At 37.5% G+C, this 22,951-nt stretch carries 22 protein-coding genes and 1 other RNA gene; 12 read left to right on the top strand and 11 right to left on the bottom strand.

Features of this window, described 5'->3' with window-relative positions:
* Positions 1 to 3: 3 nt before the first annotated feature.
* Together KP712_RS04905 and ssrS are read right to left on the bottom strand one after the other, a co-directional pair.
* Positions 4 to 567: a 5-formyltetrahydrofolate cyclo-ligase gene (locus KP712_RS04905; protein ID WP_106014030.1), complete on the bottom strand. Its 564-nt coding sequence runs from the start codon at positions 565 to 567 to the stop codon at positions 4 to 6.
* Positions 568 to 584: 17 nt separating this feature from the next.
* A non-coding RNA gene (ssrS, locus tag KP712_RS04900) (6S RNA) lies at positions 585 to 782 on the bottom strand.
* A 184-nt stretch (positions 783 to 966) separates the two neighbouring features.
* On the opposite strand from ssrS, the gene yaaA reads away from it, so the two are divergent.
* The 3 genes from yaaA (at position 967) to pfkA (ending at position 3,389) form a co-directional block, all read left to right on the top strand.
* Positions 967 to 1,743 (top strand): peroxide stress protein YaaA, encoded by a 777-nt coding sequence (gene yaaA, locus KP712_RS04895; protein ID WP_048953920.1) that lies wholly within the window; start codon positions 967 to 969, stop codon positions 1,741 to 1,743.
* Positions 1,736 to 2,317, top strand: a complete 582-nt coding sequence (locus tag KP712_RS04890; RefSeq protein WP_048953919.1) for a hypothetical protein — start codon at positions 1,736 to 1,738, stop codon at positions 2,315 to 2,317. Before yaaA ends, KP712_RS04890 begins: the two co-directional genes overlap by 8 nt.
* A 106-nt stretch (positions 2,318 to 2,423) precedes the next feature.
* Positions 2,424 to 3,389, top strand: a complete 966-nt coding sequence (gene pfkA / locus KP712_RS04885; protein WP_048953918.1) for a 6-phosphofructokinase — start codon at positions 2,424 to 2,426, stop codon at positions 3,387 to 3,389.
* An 87-nt stretch (positions 3,390 to 3,476) separates the two neighbouring features.
* Here the strand turns inward: pfkA and KP712_RS04880 are convergent, their stop codons facing one another.
* Positions 3,477 to 4,247, bottom strand: coding sequence for a M48 family metallopeptidase (locus KP712_RS04880; RefSeq protein ID WP_048953917.1), 771 nt, complete (start codon positions 4,245 to 4,247; stop codon positions 3,477 to 3,479).
* Between the two features lie 140 nt (positions 4,248 to 4,387).
* On the opposite strand from KP712_RS04880, the gene mtr reads away from it, so the two are divergent.
* Positions 4,388 to 5,644 carry a tryptophan permease gene (gene mtr / locus KP712_RS04875; RefSeq protein ID WP_106014031.1) on the top strand — a complete coding sequence of 419 codons (1,257 nt, stop codon included), beginning with the start codon at positions 4,388 to 4,390 and terminating at the stop codon, positions 5,642 to 5,644.
* Positions 5,645 to 5,729: 85 nt separating this feature from the next.
* Here the strand turns inward: mtr and ychF are convergent, their stop codons facing one another.
* From ychF to KP712_RS04855, 4 genes are all read right to left on the bottom strand, one after another.
* Positions 5,730 to 6,821, bottom strand: a complete 1,092-nt coding sequence (gene ychF, locus KP712_RS04870) for a redox-regulated ATPase YchF (protein ID WP_005627284.1) — start codon at positions 6,819 to 6,821, stop codon at positions 5,730 to 5,732.
* A 47-nt stretch (positions 6,822 to 6,868) separates the two neighbouring features.
* Complete coding sequence (gene pth / locus KP712_RS04865; RefSeq protein ID WP_106014032.1) at positions 6,869 to 7,453, bottom strand: aminoacyl-tRNA hydrolase; 585 nt, start codon at positions 7,451 to 7,453, stop codon at positions 6,869 to 6,871.
* A gap of 126 nt (positions 7,454 to 7,579) precedes the next feature.
* Positions 7,580 to 8,887 carry an MFS transporter gene (locus KP712_RS04860; RefSeq protein WP_111407592.1) on the bottom strand — a complete coding sequence of 436 codons (1,308 nt, stop codon included), beginning with the start codon at positions 8,885 to 8,887 and terminating at the stop codon, positions 7,580 to 7,582.
* 47 nt (positions 8,888 to 8,934) lie between these two features.
* On the bottom strand, positions 8,935 to 9,636 hold the full coding sequence (locus KP712_RS04855) for a 7-cyano-7-deazaguanine/7-aminomethyl-7-deazaguanine transporter (RefSeq protein WP_111407591.1): 702 nt from the start codon (positions 9,634 to 9,636) through the stop codon (positions 8,935 to 8,937).
* A gap of 209 nt (positions 9,637 to 9,845) precedes the next feature.
* Between KP712_RS04855 and KP712_RS04850 the strand changes: the two genes are divergently transcribed.
* The 3 genes from KP712_RS04850 to purN all read left to right on the top strand — a co-directional run bounded on the left by KP712_RS04850 (position 9,846) and on the right by purN (position 14,215).
* Positions 9,846 to 12,068, top strand: coding sequence for a FepA family TonB-dependent siderophore receptor (locus KP712_RS04850; RefSeq protein WP_111407590.1), 2,223 nt, complete (start codon positions 9,846 to 9,848; stop codon positions 12,066 to 12,068).
* A 372-nt stretch (positions 12,069 to 12,440) separates the two neighbouring features.
* A complete protein-coding gene (purM, locus tag KP712_RS04845) occupies positions 12,441 to 13,478 on the top strand; it encodes a phosphoribosylformylglycinamidine cyclo-ligase (RefSeq protein WP_111407589.1) in 1,038 nt (345 codons plus the stop codon).
* A gap of 98 nt (positions 13,479 to 13,576) precedes the next feature.
* Positions 13,577 to 14,215 carry a phosphoribosylglycinamide formyltransferase gene (purN, locus tag KP712_RS04840; protein ID WP_111407588.1) on the top strand — a complete coding sequence of 213 codons (639 nt, stop codon included), beginning with the start codon at positions 13,577 to 13,579 and terminating at the stop codon, positions 14,213 to 14,215.
* A 32-nt stretch (positions 14,216 to 14,247) separates the two neighbouring features.
* Here purN and cpdA read toward each other — a convergent pair whose 3' ends face one another.
* Both cpdA and nudF read right to left on the bottom strand, forming a co-directional pair.
* Positions 14,248 to 15,072 carry a 3',5'-cyclic-AMP phosphodiesterase gene (cpdA, locus tag KP712_RS04835; protein WP_111407587.1) on the bottom strand — a complete coding sequence of 275 codons (825 nt, stop codon included), beginning with the start codon at positions 15,070 to 15,072 and terminating at the stop codon, positions 14,248 to 14,250.
* Positions 15,073 to 15,081: 9 nt separating this feature from the next.
* On the bottom strand, positions 15,082 to 15,714 hold the full coding sequence (nudF, locus tag KP712_RS04830; protein WP_106014038.1) for an ADP-ribose diphosphatase: 633 nt from the start codon (positions 15,712 to 15,714) through the stop codon (positions 15,082 to 15,084).
* A gap of 376 nt (positions 15,715 to 16,090) precedes the next feature.
* Here nudF and acpP point away from each other — a divergent pair, with 376 nt between their 5' ends.
* The 5 genes from acpP (at position 16,091) to hflC (ending at position 20,869) form a co-directional block, all read left to right on the top strand.
* On the top strand, positions 16,091 to 16,321 hold the full coding sequence (gene acpP / locus KP712_RS04825; RefSeq protein WP_005627318.1) for an acyl carrier protein: 231 nt from the start codon (positions 16,091 to 16,093) through the stop codon (positions 16,319 to 16,321).
* Between the two features lie 204 nt (positions 16,322 to 16,525).
* Positions 16,526 to 17,857 carry an anaerobic C4-dicarboxylate transporter gene (locus tag KP712_RS04820; RefSeq protein WP_111407586.1) on the top strand — a complete coding sequence of 444 codons (1,332 nt, stop codon included), beginning with the start codon at positions 16,526 to 16,528 and terminating at the stop codon, positions 17,855 to 17,857.
* A gap of 60 nt (positions 17,858 to 17,917) precedes the next feature.
* Positions 17,918 to 18,625 (top strand): 4'-phosphopantetheinyl transferase superfamily protein, encoded by a 708-nt coding sequence (locus tag KP712_RS04815; RefSeq protein ID WP_111407585.1) that lies wholly within the window; start codon positions 17,918 to 17,920, stop codon positions 18,623 to 18,625.
* Positions 18,626 to 18,746: 121 nt separating this feature from the next.
* Entirely contained in the window at positions 18,747 to 19,982 is a 1,236-nt protein-coding gene (gene hflK, locus KP712_RS04810) for an FtsH protease activity modulator HflK (protein ID WP_165818740.1), read from the top strand.
* On the top strand, positions 19,982 to 20,869 hold the full coding sequence (gene hflC, locus KP712_RS04805; RefSeq protein WP_005639909.1) for a protease modulator HflC: 888 nt from the start codon (positions 19,982 to 19,984) through the stop codon (positions 20,867 to 20,869). The genes hflK and hflC overlap by 1 nt, the downstream gene beginning before the upstream one ends.
* Positions 20,870 to 20,912: 43 nt before the next feature.
* On the opposite strand, the gene KP712_RS04800 is transcribed toward hflC, so the two are convergent.
* Entirely contained in the window at positions 20,913 to 21,347 is a 435-nt protein-coding gene (locus tag KP712_RS04800; protein ID WP_111407583.1) for an isoprenylcysteine carboxylmethyltransferase family protein, read from the bottom strand.
* Positions 21,348 to 21,410: 63 nt separating this feature from the next.
* On the bottom strand, positions 21,411 to 22,874 hold the full coding sequence (gene nagE, locus KP712_RS04795) for an N-acetylglucosamine-specific PTS transporter subunit IIBC (RefSeq protein WP_111407582.1): 1,464 nt from the start codon (positions 22,872 to 22,874) through the stop codon (positions 21,411 to 21,413).
* Positions 22,875 to 22,951 lie beyond the last annotated feature (77 nt).

The raw sequence follows: 22,951 nt of genomic DNA, 5'->3' as shown, positions 1-22,951 counted from the left end.
GTTTCAACCCACCAAAATATCGAATAGTGGGACATCCCAATGCTCAGTGGGAAGATTTTCTACTTGCTGACATTGATGTGCTAAACCTACTGGAATAAAAGATTTATCTTGCCAATTCTGTAACGTGCGATCATAAAACCCACCGCCCATGCCAAGGCGATTTCCCTGTTTATCAAAAGCCACTAATGGCGTGAATAAAATATCCAGTTCATTTAATGGTAAAACATTTTGAACATTCAGCTTCGGCTCCCAAATACCAAACTGATTTTGTTTCATTGGCGTATTAGGTAAATAGTGTAAAAACAATAAATGATGTTGAGTAAAAGGATGTAAAACAGGCAAATACACATTTTTGTTTTGTATCCAAAGGGATTGTATTAAGGTTTTTGTCGAAATTTCACCATCAAAAGAAAAATATAATGCAATATTTTTGGCTTGTCGTTGATCGATAAGATTTAACGCCTGTTGAGTCACTGATTGTTCAGCTTGTTGCTGTTGAAGTGCGGTTAAATTTGCTCGTATTTTTCGAATTTCAGAGCGGATTTGCTGGCGTTTTTGAATATTCATAGAAATGAAAGGAGAAGATAGGACCCAGAGTGCCGCTGCGGGCAGTAGTCCTTGAACCCGACGGTTCAAGGAAATCAGTTGATACCGTTTTCAGGTTTCTTAGCCCAATGAACGAGTCAAAGGTTAAGCCTACACACCAACGATAGGAAACCAATTTATAAGATTTAAAGTATCGGCTCAGGGACATAGCCCACTGACGAACACCCCAGGTAATTCTTATGGGATTATACTAGCCCAATTTTATTAGCTTGACTAGCATTTATTTTTTTATGTTGTAGAGTTGGTTATAAAATGAACCTTGGTGTTTGTGATAGTTTCAAAAAAGACCAAATCATTGTCTGCCTCAGACTATTAACTTATGCTAAAATACCGAGGATTATCTCTGATAAAAGGATGACTATGTTAGCTATTATTTCTCCCGCTAAAACTCTTGATTTTGAAAGTGCGGTAAAAAATTTTTCTGTTTCTCAACCGCACTTTACTGATTACAGCGAACAGCTTATTGAAGTTTGTCGTAAACTTTCTCCGCAAGATCTTTCATCACTTATGTCTATCAGCGATAAGTTAGCCGGTCTAAATGTTGCACGCTTTGCTGAATGGACAAAAATTCACAATGAAAACAATTCCCGTGCTGCATTATTTGCATTTAAAGGAGATGTTTATACTGGTTTAGATGCTGATTCACTTTCTGAGGATGATGTTGCCTTTGCACAATCCCATTTACGTATGCTTTCTGGCCTTTATGGACTTTTAAAACCGCTTGATTTAATGCAACCTTACCGATTAGAAATGGGCACAAAATTAGTCAATCCAAAAGGAAAAGATCTGTACGCCTTTTGGGGAAATGTGATTACCCAAGCGGTTCAACAAGCTATTGATGAACAAGGTGATAATATTCTGATAAATTTAGCCTCAGATGAATATTATAAATCGGTTAAAGAAAACCATCTTAATGCCCAAATTATTAAGCCTGTTTTCTTAGACAATAAAAATGGCAAATACAAAGTAATTAGCTTTTATGCTAAAAAAGCTCGAGGCTTAATGTGCCGTTATCTTATTCAAAATCGTTTAACCGAAATTGAACAATTAAAAGAATTTGATTTAGGTGGTTATTGGTTTGATTCAACATCATCAACTGAAACCGAATTTGTATTTAAGCGAGATATCAATGAATAAAATTTTTATCATATTGACCGCACTTTTACTTTCAGGCTGTGCAACTAAATTAACACAACTTAATATTCCTACCCAAATTGAGCATAATGGAAAAAATTATGTACTTGCGGGTAGTCAAGATTTAGATACGATAGCTCGATATGTTTATGTTGCGAAGCCAGATACCTTAGAAAATTGGCAGTCACAAATAGAAGTGCTTTTTGATCGTAATCATCCTCCGCGTTCAATAACATCGCGTATTGCGTTACGTGAGCGTATTTATCGCAATACGGGGGTAAAGCATTTTCATTTTGATATTGTTCCTGACAAATCTCCTAATGCGACTGAACTAGAGGGGTATGTTGTGTATTCACCAACAAAAGAAAATCCCTCTTGGCAGGTAAATATGATGAGGGGCCGTGATTTGCCTCAGTGTGGTTTTGTGCAGTTTCAATATGCTCAAAAAGTACAACAACCTTATCTTTCAGCTCGTTTTTCTGATGAAAAAGTACGTAAATATATCCAAAAATATATTGTCGAAAAAGAGATTAAGCATTTGCAAGATCTAGAATGGTTATGGGATTGTAAGCATTAATATAAGTGTTACACATAATCAAAATCTTGTAAGATTTCACTAGAGTAGATACCTCAAATGGTGTAATCTTAACAGCATTTTCAATTGAGATTAGAAGTAGAAAATTATGATTAAAAAAATTGCAGTATTAACAAGTGGAGGCGATGCGCCAGGTATGAATGCAGCAATCAGAGGGGTTGTTCGTTCAGCACTTGCCGAAGGCTTGGAAGTGTTTGGAATATATGATGGTTATCAAGGTTTATTTAATAATAAAATTAAACAACTAAACCGTTATAGTGTTTCTGATATTATTAATCGAGGCGGTACGTTTTTAGGTTCCGCCCGTTTTCCTGAATTTAAAGATTCTACTGTAAGAGCAAAATGTGCGGAAATTTTGCGTTCTCATGATATTGATGCATTAGTTGTTATTGGTGGTGATGGATCTTATATGGGGGCAAAATTATTAACAGAAGAGCATGGTTTTCCTTGTGTTGGTTTGCCTGGTACGATTGATAATGATGTAGCGGGTACTGATTATACAATTGGTTATCAAACTGCTTTGCAAACAGCTGTTGATGCTATCGACCGCTTACGTGATACATCAAGTTCTCATCAACGTATTTCAATTGTAGAGATTATGGGACGCCATTGTAGTGACTTAACAATTTCTGCGGGGATTGCGGGCGGATGTGAATATATTGTGGCGTCAGAAGTTGAATTTAATCGAGAAGAACTTATTCAACAAATAGAACGTAGTATTATCCGTGGTAAACGTCACGCAATTATTGCGATTACAGAACTATTAACTGATGTGCATTCTCTTGCGAAAGAAATCGAAGCGCGTGTAGGGCATGAAACTCGTGCAACCGTATTAGGTCACATTCAGCGTGGTGGTTCACCTTGTGCATTTGATAGAATACTTGCATCTCGTATGGGCGCATATGCCGTTGATTTGTTACTTCAAGGCAAAGGTGGTTATTGCGTGGGAATTCAAAATGAACGACTTGTTCATCATGATATCATTGATGCTATTAACAATATGCAACGTGAGTTTAAAGCTGATTGGTTAGAAGTAGCAAAACGTTTAGAATAATCTTTTATTTTATCTTGAGCAGGCGCATATTGTGCCTGTTTTTTTATATTTCAGGGTTAATAATAGAATTTGATTAGTCTATTCTATCTACTTAGAACTTTTATAAAGTTCAATCGCTTTCGGCAATAAACGTCTCAAATTTTCTTGTCGAGACTCATCAGTAGGATGCGTTGATGACAGTGCTGCCAATACACCACCTGTATGGTCAGATGCCGTTTTCATTTTATCCCATAGCCCTGGCGCAGCCTGAGGATTAAAACCTGATTTAGCCATTAACATTAATCCAACTTCATCTGCTTCTGTTTCTGCACTACGTGAATAAGGTTTATCTAAAGCGTAATCTTTTACTAATCCGACAGCCAATCCGCTAGCCTCTTCTCCAATGGTTGTTGAAAGAGCTACATGAGTAAGCTGTGCAGCAATATTGGTGACTATTCCAAAATTTGTTTGAGATTTACCATGTTCTTTTAATGCATGTGCCATTTCATGTCCCATAACAGTCGCGATTTCATCATTAGTAAGTTTTAAACGATCCACTAATCCTGTATAGAATGCCATTTTTCCACCAGGCATTGCCCATGCATTGAGTTGATCCGATTTAATAACATTTATTTGCCATTTGAAAGGCAGATTAGTGTGATTTTCACGATCCGCATAAGGCACCATTTTTTCAAAGATTGAGTGAATACGTTTTGCTGTTGTGGAGCTATAGTCTATTTTACCTCTTACTTTCATTTTATTAATTTCTTGAGTGTAGTTGTGTTCTGATTGTTGGTTAACTTCAGCTGAACTTACGCAAGCAGCAAGAACAAAAGAGTTGAGAAGGATAAAAAACGGCTTTTTATAGTCTTTAAGCATATTGAATAATCTTATAAAAATATCTAGTAAACAATATAGATTGATTATAGGGATATTGTAACCATTTTACGAGAGATAAAATATTGCGTTTTATCATTGCACTACTATAATAGTGCGAATTTTTATTTTGAGAAAAGATTATGACACAAAAAAAACATCCTTCTTTGCTTGGTGGAGCGATGATTATTGCCGGAACAGCAATTGGTGCAGGTATGTTAGCCAATCCAACTTCAACAGCTGGTGTATGGTTTATTGGTTCCATTTTAGCTTTGATTTATACCTGGTTTTGTATGACTACGTCAGGATTAATGATTCTAGAGGCTAACTTGCATTATCCGACGGGCGCAAGCTTTGATACGATTGTGAAAGATTTGCTAGGCAAGGGATGGAATCTTATAAATGGCTTATCGGTTGCTTTTGTTCTTTATATTTTAACTTATGCCTATATAACTTCTGGTGGTGGTATTACGCAAAGTTTATTAAATCAATTTTTGAGATCACCAGAAAGTGCGGTAGAAATTGGGCGTACTTCAGGTTCCTTAATTTTTTGTGTTGTTTTGGCTGTATTCGTTTGGTTTTCTACAAAAGCCGTAGATCGATTTACGACGGTTTTAATTGCGGGAATGGTTGTTGCTTTTTTTCTTTCAACGACGGGATTGCTTAGTTCGGTAAAAACAGAGGTGTTATTGAATACCGTAAGCTCTGGTGAACAGCAATATTTACCTTATATATTGACCGCACTTCCTGTGTGTTTAGTCTCTTTTGGATTTCATGGCAATGTACCAAGCTTAGTGAAATATTATAATCGAGATGCTCAGCGAGTAATGAGAGCGATTTTTATTGGAACCAGTTTAGCGCTCGTTATTTATATTTTATGGCAATTAGCGATTCAAGGTAATTTACCGCGTACAGAATTTGCACCAGTAATAGAAAAAGGCGGTGATGTATCTGCTTTACTGGAAGCGTTACATAAATATATTGAAACTGATTATATCGCGATTATTCTGAATTTTTTTGCTTATATGGCGATTGCAAGTTCATTTTTAGGGGTAACATTAGGGTTATTTGATTATATTGCTGATTTATTAAAGTTTGATGATAGCTTTCTCGGACGAACAAAAACAACAATAGTGACATTTATTCCGCCTTTGTTGTTAAGCCTCCAATTTCCCTATGGATTTGTGATTGCGATTGGTTATGCTGGGCTTGCTGCAACAATTTGGGCTGCTATTGTGCCTGCCTTATTGGTTCGTGCAAGTCGTAAAAAATTTCCAATGGCAGATTATAAAGTCTATGGGGGAGGTATGATGATTGGTTTTATTATTTTGTTTGGATTATTAAATATAATTGCTCAAGTTGGTATAAATTTGGGATGGTTATCTAGCTTTACAGGCTAGTATTAAAAGGTATTAGAATTAAATAAAATGGTCGATAATTTTGTTTATCGACCATATAAATTTTTAATAGAGTGATATTAACGGCTTACACGTTAAAACGGAAGTGCATTACATCGCCATCTTGTACGATGTAATCTTTGCCTTCTAAACGCCATTTACCCGCTTCTTTTGCACCATTTTCACCGTTGAATTGGATAAAGTCTTCATAAGCGATAACTTCTGCTCGGATAAAGCCTTTTTCAAAGTCGGTGTGGATTACTGCTGCTGCTTTTGGTGCGGTTGCTCCAACTGAAACTGTCCAAGCTCGTACTTCTTTTACGCCAGCAGTAAAATAAGTTTGAAGATTTAAAAGTGCGTAACCCGCACGAATTACGCGGTTCAATCCCGGTTCTTCAATGCCTAAATCTTGTAAAAATTCGACTTTTTCTTCATCATCAAGTTCCGCAATTTCAGATTCAATCGCCGCACATACTGGAACAACAACTGCACCTTCTTTTGCAGCAATTTCACGAACGCGATCTAAGTATGGATTATTTTCAAAACCATCTTCATTTACGTTTGCGATATACATTGTTGGTTTTAAAGTTAAGAAGTTGTAACTCTTGATTGCTTGCAATTCTTCTTTATCTAACCCAACAGAGCGAATCATTCCCGCATTTTCAAGTACAGGAAGGATTTTTTCCATAACGGAAAGTTCAAATTTAGCCTCTTTGTCGCCACCTTTGGCACGTTTTTGTAAACGTTGGATCGCGCGTTCGCAGCTGTCTAAGTCTGCTAAGGCTAATTCGGTATTTATGGTATCAATGTCATCTTGTGGGTCAATTTTCCCCGCAACATGCACGATATCGTCATTTTCAAAGCAACGAACGACGTGACCAATCGCATCGGTTTCACGAATATTAGCGAGGAATTTGTTACCTAAGCCTTCACCTTTACTTGCTCCCGCAACTAAGCCTGCGATGTCCACGAATTCCATCGTGGTGGGTAATACACGTTCAGGTTTAACGATTTCTGCCAATGCATCTAAACGCGGATCTGGCATTGGTACGACACCAGTATTTGGCTCGATAGTACAGAATGGATAGTTTGCGGCTTCAATACCAGCTTTAGTGAGCGCGTTAAAAAGAGTAGATTTGCCCACATTTGGCAATCCCACAATACCACATTTGAATCCCATAATTTTTCCTTATTTTGAGTAAAACGGTTGTAAAACTAACCGCACTTTTAAATTTTAAAACTGTTTAAACGGTTGGTCGCTTTGACCACTCCATCTTTGAAAATCATTTCTACACAATCAGTCGCTTCATCTAGCACTTTTTCAAGTGCATCGCGATCTGCCGGTGAGGGTTTATTTAAGACGTAACCTGCCACTAAATCACGATGGCCTGGATGCCCAATGCCAATACGTAAACGGTAGAAATTATTGTTATTGCCTAGTTGAGCCACAATATCTTTTAAGCCGTTGTGTCCACCGTGCCCGCCACCTTGTTTGAGTTTTGCTGTGCCTGGCGGTAAATCTAATTCATCATGAATCACTAAAATTTCTTCAGGTTTAATACGGTAAAAACTTGCCAATGCCCCAACCGCTTTACCACTTAAATTCATAAAAGTTGTCGGTACTAAAAGGCGCACTTCTTTTCCATTCACTAAAGTGCGGGCAGTTTTTCCGAAGAATTTACTTTCTGGATTTAGCAAAACGTTAAAACGACGTGCCAAGCGTTCAATAAGCCATTCGCCCGCATTGTGGCGTGTATCGGTATATTTATCGCCAGGATTTCCTAAACCAACAATAAGTTTTATTTCTGACATTTTTATTTGATGATGTAAAAAATAGTGGCGTATTGTAGCGAAAAAGAGAATGTTTTGAAAGGATAGTCTGTATTGGTAAAGACTGTTATATCAAAGAAAACCCGCTCAAGTGAGCGGGAGATTTGATTAATGGCGACGTTTTAAAAAGAAGAGGGCAATAGTGGAAATTAAGAGGACAAATCCAACACCAATATATAAATTTTGTTTTTCCCAACCACTATCTAAAAGTTTACCTGCAACAGTAGGGGCTAAAATTGCGCCAATACGCCCAACACCGATCGACCAACCTACACCAGTACCACGAATATCAGCATCATAGGTGAGCGGATTTAATGTATATAATCCGCTAATACATCCATTCATTAATGCACCAACAAGAATGCCGAATACCATTGCTAACCATAAAATAGAGGCTGAACCAATGAATAACATCACCGATGCAGAAGATAATAGGGTAAATAAAATTAATACAGAACGGGCCGTCCAACGACTTGCAAGTAAGCCATAAATTAATGCGCCACAGGTTCCGCCTAGTGAGATCATCATGCCCACACTAACACTTTGTTCGGTGGTCATTCCAGCCTCTTTTAGTAGGGCGGGTGTCCATGAGCTGACAAAATAGAAGCTGAACATAATGGCAAAGAACGAAGTCCAAATTAATAAGGTTGAACGCAAGTATTTTTCGCTGAATAACTGAGTAATAGGTAATTTAGTTTTTGTTTTTTCTATTTTAGATGGTAATACCCATCCTTCACCTAAACCAATTTTTTTGGCTATCATATTTAAGCGTATTTCTGCATTTCTAGGCTGCTTGTTCGTTAAGAAATCAATTGATTCAGGTAACCAAATAAGCAAAATAAGAAAGCATAAGGCGGTTAAAATCGCCCCTGCCAAAAAGACGGAACGCCAGCCATACTCACTTTGTAGCATAACGGAAAACATTCCACCCAATACGGCACCAATACCAAAACCCGCAGCGTATACACTAATGGCAAAACTACGCCATTTTTTTGATGAATATTCACTGGTAATCACATTGGTTCCAACTAAAATTCCACCTACACCAAGGCCTGTAATGACTCGCCAGAAACCGAGCATTTCATATTGGGCAATAAATGCCGATCCTAACATACCAACAGCTGATAAAAATACCGCAATTAAAAGTAATGGGCGGCGACCGATTTTATCTGCTAGTGGAGCAAGGAAAAGTGATCCCGCCGTCATGCCAAATAACCCCGCACTTAATAAATAACCTAACTCTATGCCAGATAGACTAAATTCGCCACGAATGGCAGTTGCAGTAAAGGCAAGTGCGAGGACATCAAAGCCATCTAATAAGTTCATAATGGCAGCCATCACGACAATTAACCATTGATAACCGCTCATCGGGCTTTGTTCAATTTTTTCTCGAAGAGAAAGAGAATGTTGTGTCATTATTGTTCCTTTTTGTTGTTATAAAAAATTATGTGCATATTGCTATATTAAAGGTGCGCAGCGGTAAGTTTTTGCAGTTTTCGTAAAATTATATTTAGCACAATGCCATAAGCTGGCACAAATAGCATAATACCGACAAATAGCTTAAATAAATAATCGACAAAACCAAGTTGAGCCCAGTGTTCAGCCATAAATGGATCGACACTTTCATAGAATGCAACGCTGAAGAAGACGAACGTATCAGCCATGGAGCCAAATGTCATTGAGCTAGTTGGTGCTATCCACCATGTTTTTAATTGGCGTAAACGGTTGAATACGATGACATCTAATAATTGTCCAACAACATAAGCGGCAAAGCTGGCAATTGCGATGCGAAATACAAATATATTAAATTGGGTTAATGCGTTAAAGCCTTGGAATTGGCTTTCGGAAAACAAAACAGAGACAACATAACTGACAATTAATGCTGGAAACATAACAACGAAAATAATTTTCCGTGCATCTTTTGCACCAAATACGCGCACAGTGAGATCTGTTGCTAAAAATATAAAAGGAAAAGTGAGGGTTCCCCAGGTGCTATGGAAAGAAAAATCATTGGCTGCACCAAGTGCGGTTAATTTTAACGTTATTTCGAAAGGAACCTGCACAAAATAATTGCTGGCTGCAATGATCAGAATATGAAAAAAACTTAGCCAAATAACGGCTCGATATTTTTGTTGTGCATTAAAGATTGGTGTATTTAATTTCATTTTATACCTTTTTAACCTAAGAATCGGGGTGAGGGAACCCGAGATGTTCAAATGAGGCGGTAGATAATACGCAGATTTATTGGGATTGCAAGATAGTATCAGCGAAATAGCATGACAAAAATTTTCATTTTTTCTATGAAATTTATTACTTGACAGAAAATATAAAAAAAAACGATAATTTTTATCAATTATCTGCTTAAGGAAATAATATGAAAAAAACTAAATTTGCATTACTGCCTTTATCTGTTTTTATTGCAACTGTTAGCTATGCAAATCAGACCGAATCTTTAGATGAAATTAAAATTACTGCTGAGAATCAGGTAAAACAATCACTTGGTTCTTCCCTTGTTACTGCAAAAGATTTAGAGAAACGCCCTGCGACAAATGATGTTTCTGAAGTATTACGTACCATGCCTGGTGTGAATTTAACGGGGAACTCTTCCACCGGACAACGTGGTAATAAACGTCAAATTGATATTCGTGGTATGGGACCTGAAAATACATTGATTTTAGTGGACGGAAAACCTGTCACCTCTCGTAATGCAGAACGTTATGGTGTGCGTGGTGAACGTAATTCCCGTGGCGACAGCAACTGGGTACCGATTGAAGCAATTGAAAAAATTGAAGTATTACGTGGTCCTTCAGCAGCACGCTATGGCTCAGGTGCAATGGGTGGGGTAGTTAATATCATCACTAAACCTGTTACCAATGATTTACACGGTAGCTTAAGCTATTACACTAACCAGCCGGAAGATAGCGACGAAGGCGCGACGAATCGTGTTGGTTTTAATCTAAGCGGGGCATTAATTAAAGATGTATTGCAATTCCGTTTGTATGGTAACTGGAACAAAACTCAAGCGGATGAAGTCGGTATTAATGGCAATCCTGCGATTGCTGGTCGTGAAGGTGTACGTAATAAAGACATTAATGGCCGTTTAGTGTGGAATATCAATGAGAAAAATAAATTAACCTTGGATTCTGGCTTTAGTCGCCAAGGTAATATTTATAACGGTGATACACAAAATAGTGCGACTGATCTTTACAATAGTATTAAAGCATCTTATACCAGACAACTTGCTAGCTCAAAGGCGGAAACTGCTCGTTTATACCGACAAAATTATGCGTTAACTTATGAAGGTAAGTTTGATCATTTTGATAACAAAACTTACATTGCATTTGATAAGACTAAAAATAGCCGATTACCTGAAGGATTAGCCGGTGGTCCAGAAGGAAGTTATACCAGCACTACAGGTTTTACTAACTCAATTTTAAAAAATACGCGTTTAAGCTCAGAATTCTATATTCCATTTACACTTGGTGTAGAACACATGGTTACCTTGGGATTTGAAGGTACACATAGTACCTTAGATGATAAGCAGTCAATGACACAAAATCTTGGAGAACAAGTGATTTTTGTGACAGATGCTAAGGGGAAAAGAAACAGAATAGTAAAAAAAGATCCAACAGAATCATTCCCGGGTATTACAAAAAATCGTGGTGGTTATTCTAGCCAGACCGAATGGGCTATCTTCCTAGAAGATAATATTTCGGTGAATGATAAGCTTATTTTAACACCTTCAGCTCGTTATGATCATAATAGTTATTCGGGATCAAATGTGACTGGTGGACTTAATTTTCTTTATGCAGTCACAGATAATGTGAATGTAAAAGGTGGGATTGCTAGAGCTTATAAAGCACCAAATCTTTATCAAACTAATCCAAACTACTTACTTTATACACGTGGACAAGGTTGCCCAACCGCAGGTGATTATGCGTGTTATTTCCAAGGTAATGAAGATTTAAAACCAGAAACCAGTTGGAATAAAGAGATTGGTGTGGAATACAATAAAGATGGTTATCTTGCATCTCTTACATATTTCCGTAATGATTACCGTAACAAAATTGTTCCATCAGATAAGCTCATTGGTGTGACTTCTAATAAAAATGAAGTATACCAATGGAGTAATGCGAATCGAGCACTTGTTGAAGGTCTAGAGGGAAATTTAACCTTACCATTAATCGAGAATAAATTATCTTGGGTGAATAACTTCACTTATATGCACAAAACCAAAAATAAAGATACTGGCAATCCGCTTTCTATTGTGCCGAAATATACGTTAAATTCTAGCTTGAGCTATCAGATTATAGATGGTTTTGATGCAATGCTGACTTATACACAATATGGTAAACAAGTAGGTCGTAAAGTAAAAGAGATTAGAATGGAAAATGCGGTAGCATTGGCTAACTCAACTGAAATCGGTAGTTATGCTGTTTGGGGATTAAGTGCAGGCTATAACTGGAAAGATACGATTAGTGTACGTATTGGTGTGAGCAACTTATTTGATAAACGCATTTATCGCGAAAATAATGGGGCAAGCACTTACAATGAGCCAGGTCGAGCTTATTACGCAACGGTAAAATATACTTTCTAATTAAGAATAGATGATTGAAGCCCTGTTTATACAGGGCTTTTTTATGTGTAGCCAACTTAGATCACAAAAACGCAAAGAGATTTTGATTTAATACACAAAATAAATAACAAATATTATCGAAGCCACAGCCAACGTGCAGGTGTGTCAACATTGCCTGAATCTGGTCGTGATACTCGCTTTAATGTAAATTATACATTCTAGATTAATTATTCAATACTTATAACTATCTGCACCTCAAGAGCCTGAACTTAGGAAACTTTTGAGGTGCAGATTTTTTATTATTGAAGCATAAAAATTTTATCGCAAACGTTTGCTTAACCTGTTAAAATCAATTTAGATTTTATTTCTCCAATATCTCAATAGGAAAAAATAGTGAGTAAACCATCATTAAGCTATAAAGATGCCGGTGTAGATATTAATGCTGGCAATGCCTTGGTTGACCGAATTAAACCGGAAGTAAAACGTACAACACGGCCAGAAGTCATTGGTGGATTAGGTGGGTTTGGTGCCCTATGTTCAATTCCAAGTAAATATAAAGAACCTATTTTAGTTTCTGGCACAGATGGAGTTGGTACGAAGTTACGTTTAGCCATTGATTTAAAAAAACACGATACTATTGGTGTAGATTTAGTTGCTATGTGTGTGAATGATTTAGTTGTGCAAGGTGCCGAACCGCTGTTCTTCTTAGATTATTATGCCACGGGTAAACTTGAAGTAAACATAGCTACTGATGTTGTGAAAGGTATTGCAGATGGTTGTGTACAGGCTGGTTGTGCTTTAGTGGGTGGTGAAACAGCTGAGATGCCTGGCATGTATCACGAAGGTGATTACGATTTGGCTGGCTTCTGCGTAGGTGTAGTGGAAAGATCTGAAATAATTGATGGTAGTCAGGTACGTCATGGAGATGCTTTAATTGCATTAGGCTCTAGTGGACCACATTCCAATGGATATTCTTTGGTACGTAAAGTTATTGAGGTTGCAGATGTTAATCCTGCGACAGCGCTGCTTGAAGGAAAGCCATTGAGTGAACATTTACTTGCTCCAACCAAAATCTATGTGAAATCAATATTAGCTTTAGTTAAACAAGTCAATGTTCATGCTATTGCGCATTTAACTGGTGGAGGCTTTTGGGAAAATATTCCTCGTGTTTTGCCCAAAAATGCTAAAGCGGTCATCTGCGAAAAAAGTTGGCAATGGCCTGTAATCTTTAAATGGTTACAAGAAAAGGGTAATATTGATACCTATGAAATGTACCGCACTTTTAATTGTGGTGTTGGAATGGTAATAGCTTTACCTCAAGATCAAATTGATACAGCATTGGCGATATTAAAACAAGCTGGTGAGAATGCGTGGTTAATTGGCCACATAGAAGATGCTAAAGAAAATGATGAAAAGGTTGTGATCTTATAGCATATTATTATTCGAGTTTAGGGGCAGATTTTATATCTGCCCTTATGTTTTAGATATTAAAACTGAAACTTATCCTATACTATTTTATTGATAATATTATGAAAAAAATTGCCGTTTTAATTTCTGGTCAAGGTAATAATTTACAAGCGATAATTGATGCTTGCCAAACACAGAAAATACTAGCGGAAATTGTTTGTGTTATAAGCAATAAAGCAAATGCTTTTGGTTTAATTCGGGCTCAAAGTGCAGGTATTTTTTCACGTGTTTTTTTACGCAATAATTTTGAGAGCAATTTGGCAATGGATCAATCTATTGCTGATGAGTTGGATAAATTTGATGTTGATTTAATTGTGCTGGCTGGTTATATGAAAATCCTGACACCTGAGTTTATACAACGTTTTGAGGGAAAGGTTATTAATATTCATCCTTCACTTTTACCTAAATATCCGGGCTTGAATACTTATCAAAAAGCTTTAGAGGCAGGCGATAGAGAGCATGGTACGACAGTACATTTTGTCAATGAGGAAGTTGATAATGGTGCAATTATATTACAATCCAAGGTGCCTATTTTTGATAATGATACGGTGGAAGTTATTGAAGCTCGTACTCGTGAACAAGAATATCGTATTTATCCGATCGTGGTGAAATGGTTTGTGGAAAATCGTTTAAAGCTTCAAAATGGCGTGGCTTATTTGGATAATATTCCTTTACCAGATCAAGGCTATGCAAATAATTAAAAACGACAGAGTTTGTTCTGTCGTTTTATGTATTAGTAGCCTTCTTCTTGCATATTAGGTAAAAATTGAGTTTCTTGGATCCGCTTTACTTGAGTGTAGATTGAACCATTTTCATGTAGATCAATTTCACGCCAACCCGGTTGTAGATTATCTAGTGTAAAATGATGGCTATCCGGTTTAAACTGGATACTTGTGGCGGGTGTCGCCATCACTTGGTAGCCATTCCAAATTGCATTAACTTCTTGATGAATATGCCCATATAAAATACCTTTTACATTGCTAAATTTCCCAAGTACTTCTGCCAGTTCATGTGAATTGCGCAAGTTATGTTGATCAAGCCAAGCAGAATTTGTTGGCAATAAGTGGTGATGTAGAACTACCAACGTATAGCGATTAGGATGTTGTGCAAGTTTTTCTTCTAATAAATTTAATTGGTGTTGGCTGAGCTGACCATGAGGAACACCATAAACTTGACTATCCAATAATAATACTTGCCAATATTTACCCAACAAAAGATGCTTTGCACTTTCCATTGGTGTCTTGTTTAGGTGTTCTACCATTTTAGGTTGAAAATCATGGTTACCTGGTATCCAAAAAATAGGTTTATTTAGAGGTGTCACCATTTCTACAAAACGGCGGTATCCCTCATCACTCCCATCTTGAACCAGATCACCAGTAGCAAGGATAATATCAAATGTATTATTTTCTTGTTGGATTTCTTTTAATACTTGAGTAAAGCTTGCTTGTGTATTTACACCCAAAAGGGCAGTTTCTTTTTCTTTGAATAAATGCGGATCAGTAATTTGTAATAATTTTATGATAGATTTCTCTGTTTGATAGACAAAGGTATTTTTCATCGATGCCACCTAATTACGTAACCAACGTTTTTGTAATTGAGCATAATTTAATTGAAGCCACTGCAATCCAATGACCGCAATGCCGTTATCAATTTTCCCCTCGCACATCCATTGATACGCTTGCTCGCGCTTTACAACATGTACGCGAATGTCTTCATTCTCATCAGCCAAGCCGTGAATGCCTTTTGCCTGTGAGCTATCTACCTTTCCAACAAATAAATGAAGCCTTTCTACCGTGCCACCTGGGCTATCCCAAACACTTAAGCAATGAGTTAAATTTTTTACGGTTATTCCTGCTTCTTCTTTGCTTTCACGTAAAGCGACTTCCTCTGGTTTTTCATCTTTCTCCACCATACCCGCAATTAATTCGAGTAACCAAGGTGAACGCATGGGTTCTGGGTGATAAGCTGCACCAATACGTACTTGTTCAACTAAAACGACAGAATCAGCTTTAGGATCATAGGCAATAACTGCAGAAGCGGCACCTTTAATGAGTAACTCTCGCGTGACAATCTCGCTTTCACCACCAGCAAATAGCTTATGTTTAAATTGAATTTGTTTTAGCGTGAAAAAGCCTTTATATAGCGTTTTTTCCGCCACAATTTCCATATCTTCTTGACTAAATTGTTGAATGTCAGACATCTTTTTCTCCAATACTTATCTGGAGATAATACGCTTAAAAGCTGATAAAAAAAATAGAACGGGCTTACTTTTTACTGAAAGTTTGAAGTGAGTCACAAAATATTATTAGGTATTGAGCAGAAAATGTTCATTGATAATCACCTTTCCTGTTTTTGAGCGTTATCTAGAACAGACAGTAAAATTCAGACTATAGAATGTGGTAAAGTGTGATAGATAGTGATAGAATCAGACCTGCTATGCAGCTTTTTTCTCGGTGTATGTTTTTTTATTGTCTATTTCGTGGTGCGACCAGCCTATAAAATAGTTGCAAGTTGATAAAAAATACATACACTAACCGCTCTTTTATGAGTTAAAACCAACAAAATAGGAAAAACAAATGAGTATTGAAGAACGCGTGAAAAAAATCATCGTTGAACAATTAGGTGTTAAAGAAGAAGATGTTAAATCTGAAGCTTCTTTCGTTGAAGATTTAGGTGCGGACTCTTTAGACACAGTTGAATTAGTAATGGCTTTAGAAGAAGAATTCGATATCGAAATTCCAGATGAAGAAGCTGAAAAAATCACAACTGTTCAATCTGCGATTGACTACGTGCAAAACAATCAATAATTTCAAGTTGGGCGACTTTTAAGTCGCCTAATTTTTTTCAAAAATTTCTTTCTAATATCACCGCACTTTTCCCTTATTCCTGCATTGTAAAATTGATCTGAATTACCTTTTAATTCAATTCTTGCTCTAAAATTATAAAAAATATTTAGTTTTATGCCTCAAAAAGGGTATTATTCTTACAGTTTTTTTATTTTTGAGGTACTTATGCTTTATTTAGAATTTTTATTCTTATTATTAATGCTTTATATGGGAAGCCGTTACGGTGGTATCGGATTAGGCGTTGTTTCTGGTATCGGTCTTGCTATCGAAGTTTTCGTATTCCGTATGCCTGTAGGGAAAGCACCGATTGATGTAATGCTCATCATTCTTGCTGTGGTGACTTGTGCATCCGTACTTGAGGCTGCAGGCGGTTTGAAATTTATGTTACAAATTGCCGAACGCATTCTCCGTAAAAATCCAAAACGTGTAACTTTACTCGGCCCATTAGTCGTGTATTTATTAACGTTTATGCTTGGTACTGGTCACTCTGTTTACACAATTATGCCAATCATCGGTGATGTTGCATTGAAAAACAAAATTCGTCCAGAACGTCCAATGGCAGCGTCTTCAGTGGCATCTCAATTAGCGATCACATCTAGCCCGCTCTCTGCAGCAGTTGTCTTCTATTTAGGTAAAATTACTGCAATGCCTGGCTTTGAGCATATTAGTTTGTTAGATATTATTTGTGTGACGGTTCCTGCCACTTTAGCTGGTACGATAGCGCTTTCTTTATATAGTATACGTCGTGGTAAAGAGTTAGAACAAGATCCTGAATATCAACGTCGTTTACAAGATCCCGTATGGCGCGAACGTATTTTAAATACCACAAGCACAACATTGAATGAAGCCCTTCCACAAGGTGCTAAAAAATCAGTTTATTTGTTCTTATTAGCATTGGTGGTGATTGTTACAATTGCGATGATTCCTGAAATTCGTACTATCGGTAGCGGAAAAGCAATTTCCATGTCGCTAATCATCCAAATGATGATGCTTTGCTTTGGTGGTGTTATTTTACTTGCAACGAAAACAAATCCTCAAATCGTGCCAAATGGCGTGGTATTTAAGTCTGGTATGGTGGCCGCTATTGCGATTTATGGTATTGCTTGGATGAGTGATACTTACTTCCAATATGCAATGCCAGAATTTAAAGCCGCGATTACTGATATGGTTCAAACTTATCCTTGGACATTCGCATTGGCATTATTTGCAGTTTCTGTCGTAATTAACAGCCAAGCAGCAACAGCTGTAATGTTATTACCAGTTGGTATTGGTTTAGGTATTCCAGCACCAATCTTGGTTGGTTTGATGCCAGCAACTTATGCCTATTTCTTCATCCCAAATTATCCATCAGACATTGCAACAGTAAACTTTGACGTAACGGGTACAACAAAAATTGGTAAATATTATTTTAACCACAGTTTCATGGTGCCAGGTTTAATTGGGGTTGTTGTTGCTTGCTTAGTCGGTGTTTCTGTGGCGGAATTAGTGATTCGCTAATTTACACATAAACTAAATCCTTTTAATATAAAAGCACCTTTGAATGGTGCTTTTATTTTTATGACAACCTACATCGCCTACGGCAATATAAATCAACCTTTTTCTTTGGAGTCGTTACCTGATGAACTGATTCCAGAAAATCTATATCAAATTGAAACGGATAACTTGCGTGTTTTTCAGCGTCATCAGTGCCGTCGGCTTGCTCACTTATTGCTTTTCCAACTTCTAAAAATCTCAGGAAAATCCACCGCACTTTTATCTCAAATTTATCGTACTGAAAGTGGCAGACCTTATTTTCTTGATGAGCGAATAGATTTTAATATTAGTCATTCTGGCGATTGGGTGGCGGTAATATTAGATATTAGAAATGAAGAAAAAAGCGCGGTGGGAATTGATATTGAATTTCCTAAAATAAGAAATTTTACGGCGTTGATGGAACATATTGCACCAAAAGAAGAAATTGATTGGTTTCATCATCAGCAGGATTCTTTGAAGGCTTTTTATCGTTGTTGGTGTTTGCGCGAAGCTGTATTGAAATCTCAAGGATTTGGGATCGTAAAATTATCCAATGTTCGTCATTTTCCTGAACAACAAAAAATTTTTTCAGATTATTGTCCGCAAGGCCAGTTGTCGTTTACTGATGAACTCCCTGTTTATTTAGCCGCTTTTGTCAATCATCAAGAAAAATTACCGCACTTTTATGAGTGGAGTGGTGAAAGTTTACAGATAAAAGAACTTCAAAAATGCGTTCTTTATGAGGTGAATTAATCAAGAAAATCCTTGTGTAAAATCAAGGATTTTTTATTGCCTAAAAAGCCTTGCATTTTCATAGACGCGCCCCATTTATTTAGCTAAACTCTTAACAATTTTTTGACAAATGGAGAATGAAATGTCACAGAACGGTTCAGATCGCGATCCTTGGAGTAAACCAGGGCAAAACAACGACCAACAGCCGGGAAATTCATCCAATAATAATGGATGGAATAACAATCAAAATCGTGGGAATCAAGAACAATCTCCGCCAGATATTGAGGAGATTTTTAATAACCTTCTCAGAAAATTAGGTGGTGGAAATAAAAAGAGCGGTCAAAATAATGGTAGTTTTCAAAACAGTACGCCATTTAATTTTGGAAAAGTGGTGCCGCTTGCTGTGGCGATTGGTGCGATTATTTGGGGCGTAAGTGGTTTCTACACTATTAAAGAGGCTGAGCGTGGTGTGGTGCTTCGTTTTGGTGAATTGCATTCTATTGTTCAACCTGGTTTGAACTGGAAACCAACATTTGTAGATAAAGTATTGCCGGTGAATGTAGAGCAAGTTAAAGAACTTCGCACACAGGGTTCAATGCTGACTAAAGATGAAAATATGGTTCGTGTAGAAATGACTGTGCAATATCGAGTGCAAGATCCTGCTAAATATCGTTTTAGTGTGACGAATGCGGATGATAGTTTAGGTCAAGCGACTGACAGTGCATTGCGTTATGTGATCGGCCATATGTCAATGAATGATATTTTAACAACAGGCCGTGCGGTTGTTCGTGAAGATACGTGGAAAGCATTAAATGACATTATCAAATCCTATGATATGGGACTTGAGGTTATTGATGTGAACTTCCAATCTGCGCGCCCACCTGAAGAAGTAAAAGATGCGTTTGATGATGCGATTAAAGCTCAGGAAGATGAACAACGTTTTATTCGTGAAGCGGAAGCCTATGCCCGAGAGAAAGAGCCGATTGCGCGTGGTGATGCACAACGTATTATTGAAGAAGCGACAGCTTATAAAGATCGTATTGTGTTAGATGCTCGAGGCGAAGTGGAACGTTTGCAGCGTTTATTGCCTGAATTTAAAGCTGCGCCAGATTTACTGCGTGAGCGTTTATATATTCAAACCATGGAAAAAGTCATGGCAAATACGCCAAAAGTGATGCTTGATGGCAATAATGGTAACAATTTAACTGTGTTACCCTTAGAACAAATTATGGGTAAAAAAGTATCAGCTAAAGCGCCAGCCGTAACAGAAAGAGCGGTAGAATCTGCGCCTGTTTTATCTCAGCCAGAGCGCATTAATCATTCTTCAAGCCAACTACCAAGCACTGTTGAGCCGATTCGCCAAGGGAGATTTAACTAATGCGTAAATTTTTATTACCAGCTATTTTTGTCATTGCGGCAGTGGTGTATTCCAGTGTCGTGGTCGTGACGGAAGGTACACGCGGTATTATGTTGCGATTCAACAAAGTACAACGTGATGCAGATAACAAAGTGGTTGTCTATGAACCAGGCTTACATTTTAAAGTGCCTTTGATTGATAGCATTAAAGTTTTAGATGCGCGTATTCGCACCTTAGATGGATCAGCAACACGTTTTGTTACTGTTGAGAAAAAAGACTTGCTAGTAGATTCTTATGTGAAATGGAAGATTAGTGATTTTGGTCGATTCTACACATCTACTGGTGGTGGCGATTATACTCAAGCTTCAAGCTTGTTAAGCCGTAAAGTAAATGACCGTTTGCGTTCTGAAATTGGTACAAGAACCATTAAAGATATCGTTTCTGGTACGCGTGGTGAATTAATGGAAGGGGCAAAAAAAGCTTTAAATTCAGGGCAAGATAGTACGGCGGAATTGGGTATTGAAGTAATTGATGTACGTGTAAAACAAATTAATTTACCGGACGAAGTATCTTCTTCAATTTATCAACGAATGCGTGCAGAACGTGATGCAGTCGCGCGTGAACACCGTTCTCAAGGTAAAGAAAAAGCAGCATTTATCCAAGCAGATGTAGATCGTAAAGTGACCTTGATTCTTGCTAATGCAAATAAAACTGCACAAGAATTACGAGGCTCAGGCGATGCAGCGGCGGCAAAATTATATTCAGATGCTTTTGCTCAAGAACCACAATTCTTTACTTTTGTACGTAGCTTAAAAGCCTATGAAGCAAGTTTTGCAAACTCTGACAATATGATGATTTTAAAACCAGATAGTGATTTCTTCCGCTTTATGCAAGCTCCGAAGAAATAGATTTAAAATTGATAAAAACACCTTCCTTGTGAAGGTGTTTTTTTTATAGCCAGCGTCTTACTTTTTGTTTGTAACGACGATATTCATCGCCAAATTTACTTTCCAAATAGGTTTCTTCTCGGGCTATTTGAAAGCGATTCATAACTAGTATAAAGGCAAGCACGCCTAACCAAGCTAAACTATTACCCAACCAAAGAGACCAAGCAATTAACATTAACAGCAAGCTTAAATACATTGGATTACGGCTAAATTGAAATATGCCTGTAGAAACTAATTGTGTTGTGTGTTTAAAGTCATGAGGATTAATGGTCGTTTTGCGGATAAAAAATTGAAGCACACTGCCTCCAGCAATCAAAAATGAAAGCGTAATGACAAAGGCAATAACTGCAAAATAGACAGAATAACTCGCTACTTTTGGCAAAAAATACATTACAGTGCCAATTAATAAACAGAGTAGTGGTGGTGGAATAAATAACATCGCTAAATCTCATTAATAAAAATGCCGCCTAGTGATAGACGGCATGTAAAGTGCGGTCAAAATTTATTTTAATTTTGCTTTAATTGCTTCTGCTACAAGTTCAGCTTCAGGCCCTAAAATGACTTGCAATCCATCATTGCCTAATTTTACATTACCTTTTGAACCAAGCGCTTTAAGTTGATCTTCATTAATATTGTGATGGTCAACTAAAGTTAAGCGTAAACGAGTGATGCAAGCATCCACAGTTTTGAAGTTTTCTGAACCACCTAAAGCAGCGATAAATTTCACCGCTCTTTCTTCGCGAGATTGGTTACTTTGTGTTGGGGCTGCAGCTGTTTCTGCTTTATCTTCACGTCCTAGCGTTTTGAGATTAAAGGTATTAATTGCAAAACGGAACACAAAATAATAGATAGCAAAGAATACAATACCTTGTACAAGTAACATATACCAGCTAACGGCAAGTGGGTTGCGGCTAGAAAGTACCATATCCACTAAACCAGCACTAAAGCCGAAGCCAGCAATCCAGTGCATTGTGGCTGCAATGAATACAGAGATACCCGTTAATAATGCATGCAATACATAAAGTATCGGTGCAACGAACATGAATGAGAATTCAAGCGGTTCGGTGATCCCTGTAAAGAAAGAAGCTAGTGCACCCGCAAGCATAATTGAGGCCACTTGTACTTTTTGATTTGGTTTTGCGCAGTGATAAATCGCAAGAGCAGCACCTGGTAAACCAAACATCATCACTGGGAAGAAACCAGCTTGATACATACCAGTTACCCCTACAGTTGCAGTGCCTTCGGCAATGGATTTAGCACCGCCTAAGAAGTTTGGAATATCATTGATACCTGCTACGTCAAACCAGAATACAGAGTTTAAGGCATGGTGTAAGCCAACAGGAATTAATAAGCGGTTGAAGAAACCGTAGATCCCCGCACCGACTGCACCTAAATCTTTGATGGATTCACCAAATGAAACGAGCGCGTTAAAAATATGCGGCCAAATATAGAGTAAGGCAAATGATACAGCGATCATCACGAAAGAAACCAAAATTGGGACGAGGCGTTTTCCGCTAAAGAACGAAAGTGCCTTTGGTAATTCAACTTGATAGAAACGGTTGTAAAGTTCAGCTGAAATCACACCAATTAAAATCCCGATAAATTGGTTATTGATTTTTTTGAATGCGGCAGGCACTTCACTAATATCAATGTGTTGTAATTGTGCTACACCTGCAGGGGAAAGTAGGGTGGTTACTACATAGAAACCAACAAGGCCTGAAAGTGCGGCGGAACCGTGTTTGTCTTTTGCAAGACCAAACGCGACGCCCACAGCGAAGAGTAAGCCCATGTTATCAATAATTGCTGCACCAGATTTAATTAATAATGCTGCTAATTGACTGTTTGCCCCCCAACCATCTGGGTCGATCCAATAGCCAATACCCATTAATAATGCCGCAGCAGGTAAGGCTGCCACAGGCACCATTAAGGCTTGACCGATTTTTTGTGCGTAACTAAGTACACTCATATAATCTCCTTAATTTTTATATTTTGATGAAATCAAAAGGCTTGAGCCCATTCTTTGCCTCAAGCCTTATACATTAT

It is taken from the genome of Haemophilus sp. SZY H68 (assembly GCF_018829685.1).
In the GTDB taxonomy this organism is placed as follows: Bacteria; Pseudomonadota; Gammaproteobacteria; order Enterobacterales; family Pasteurellaceae; genus Haemophilus; species Haemophilus haemolyticus_K.
Note: the sequence above shows the minus strand (reverse complement) of the source record. Positions and strands in the feature narration are given on the sequence as shown.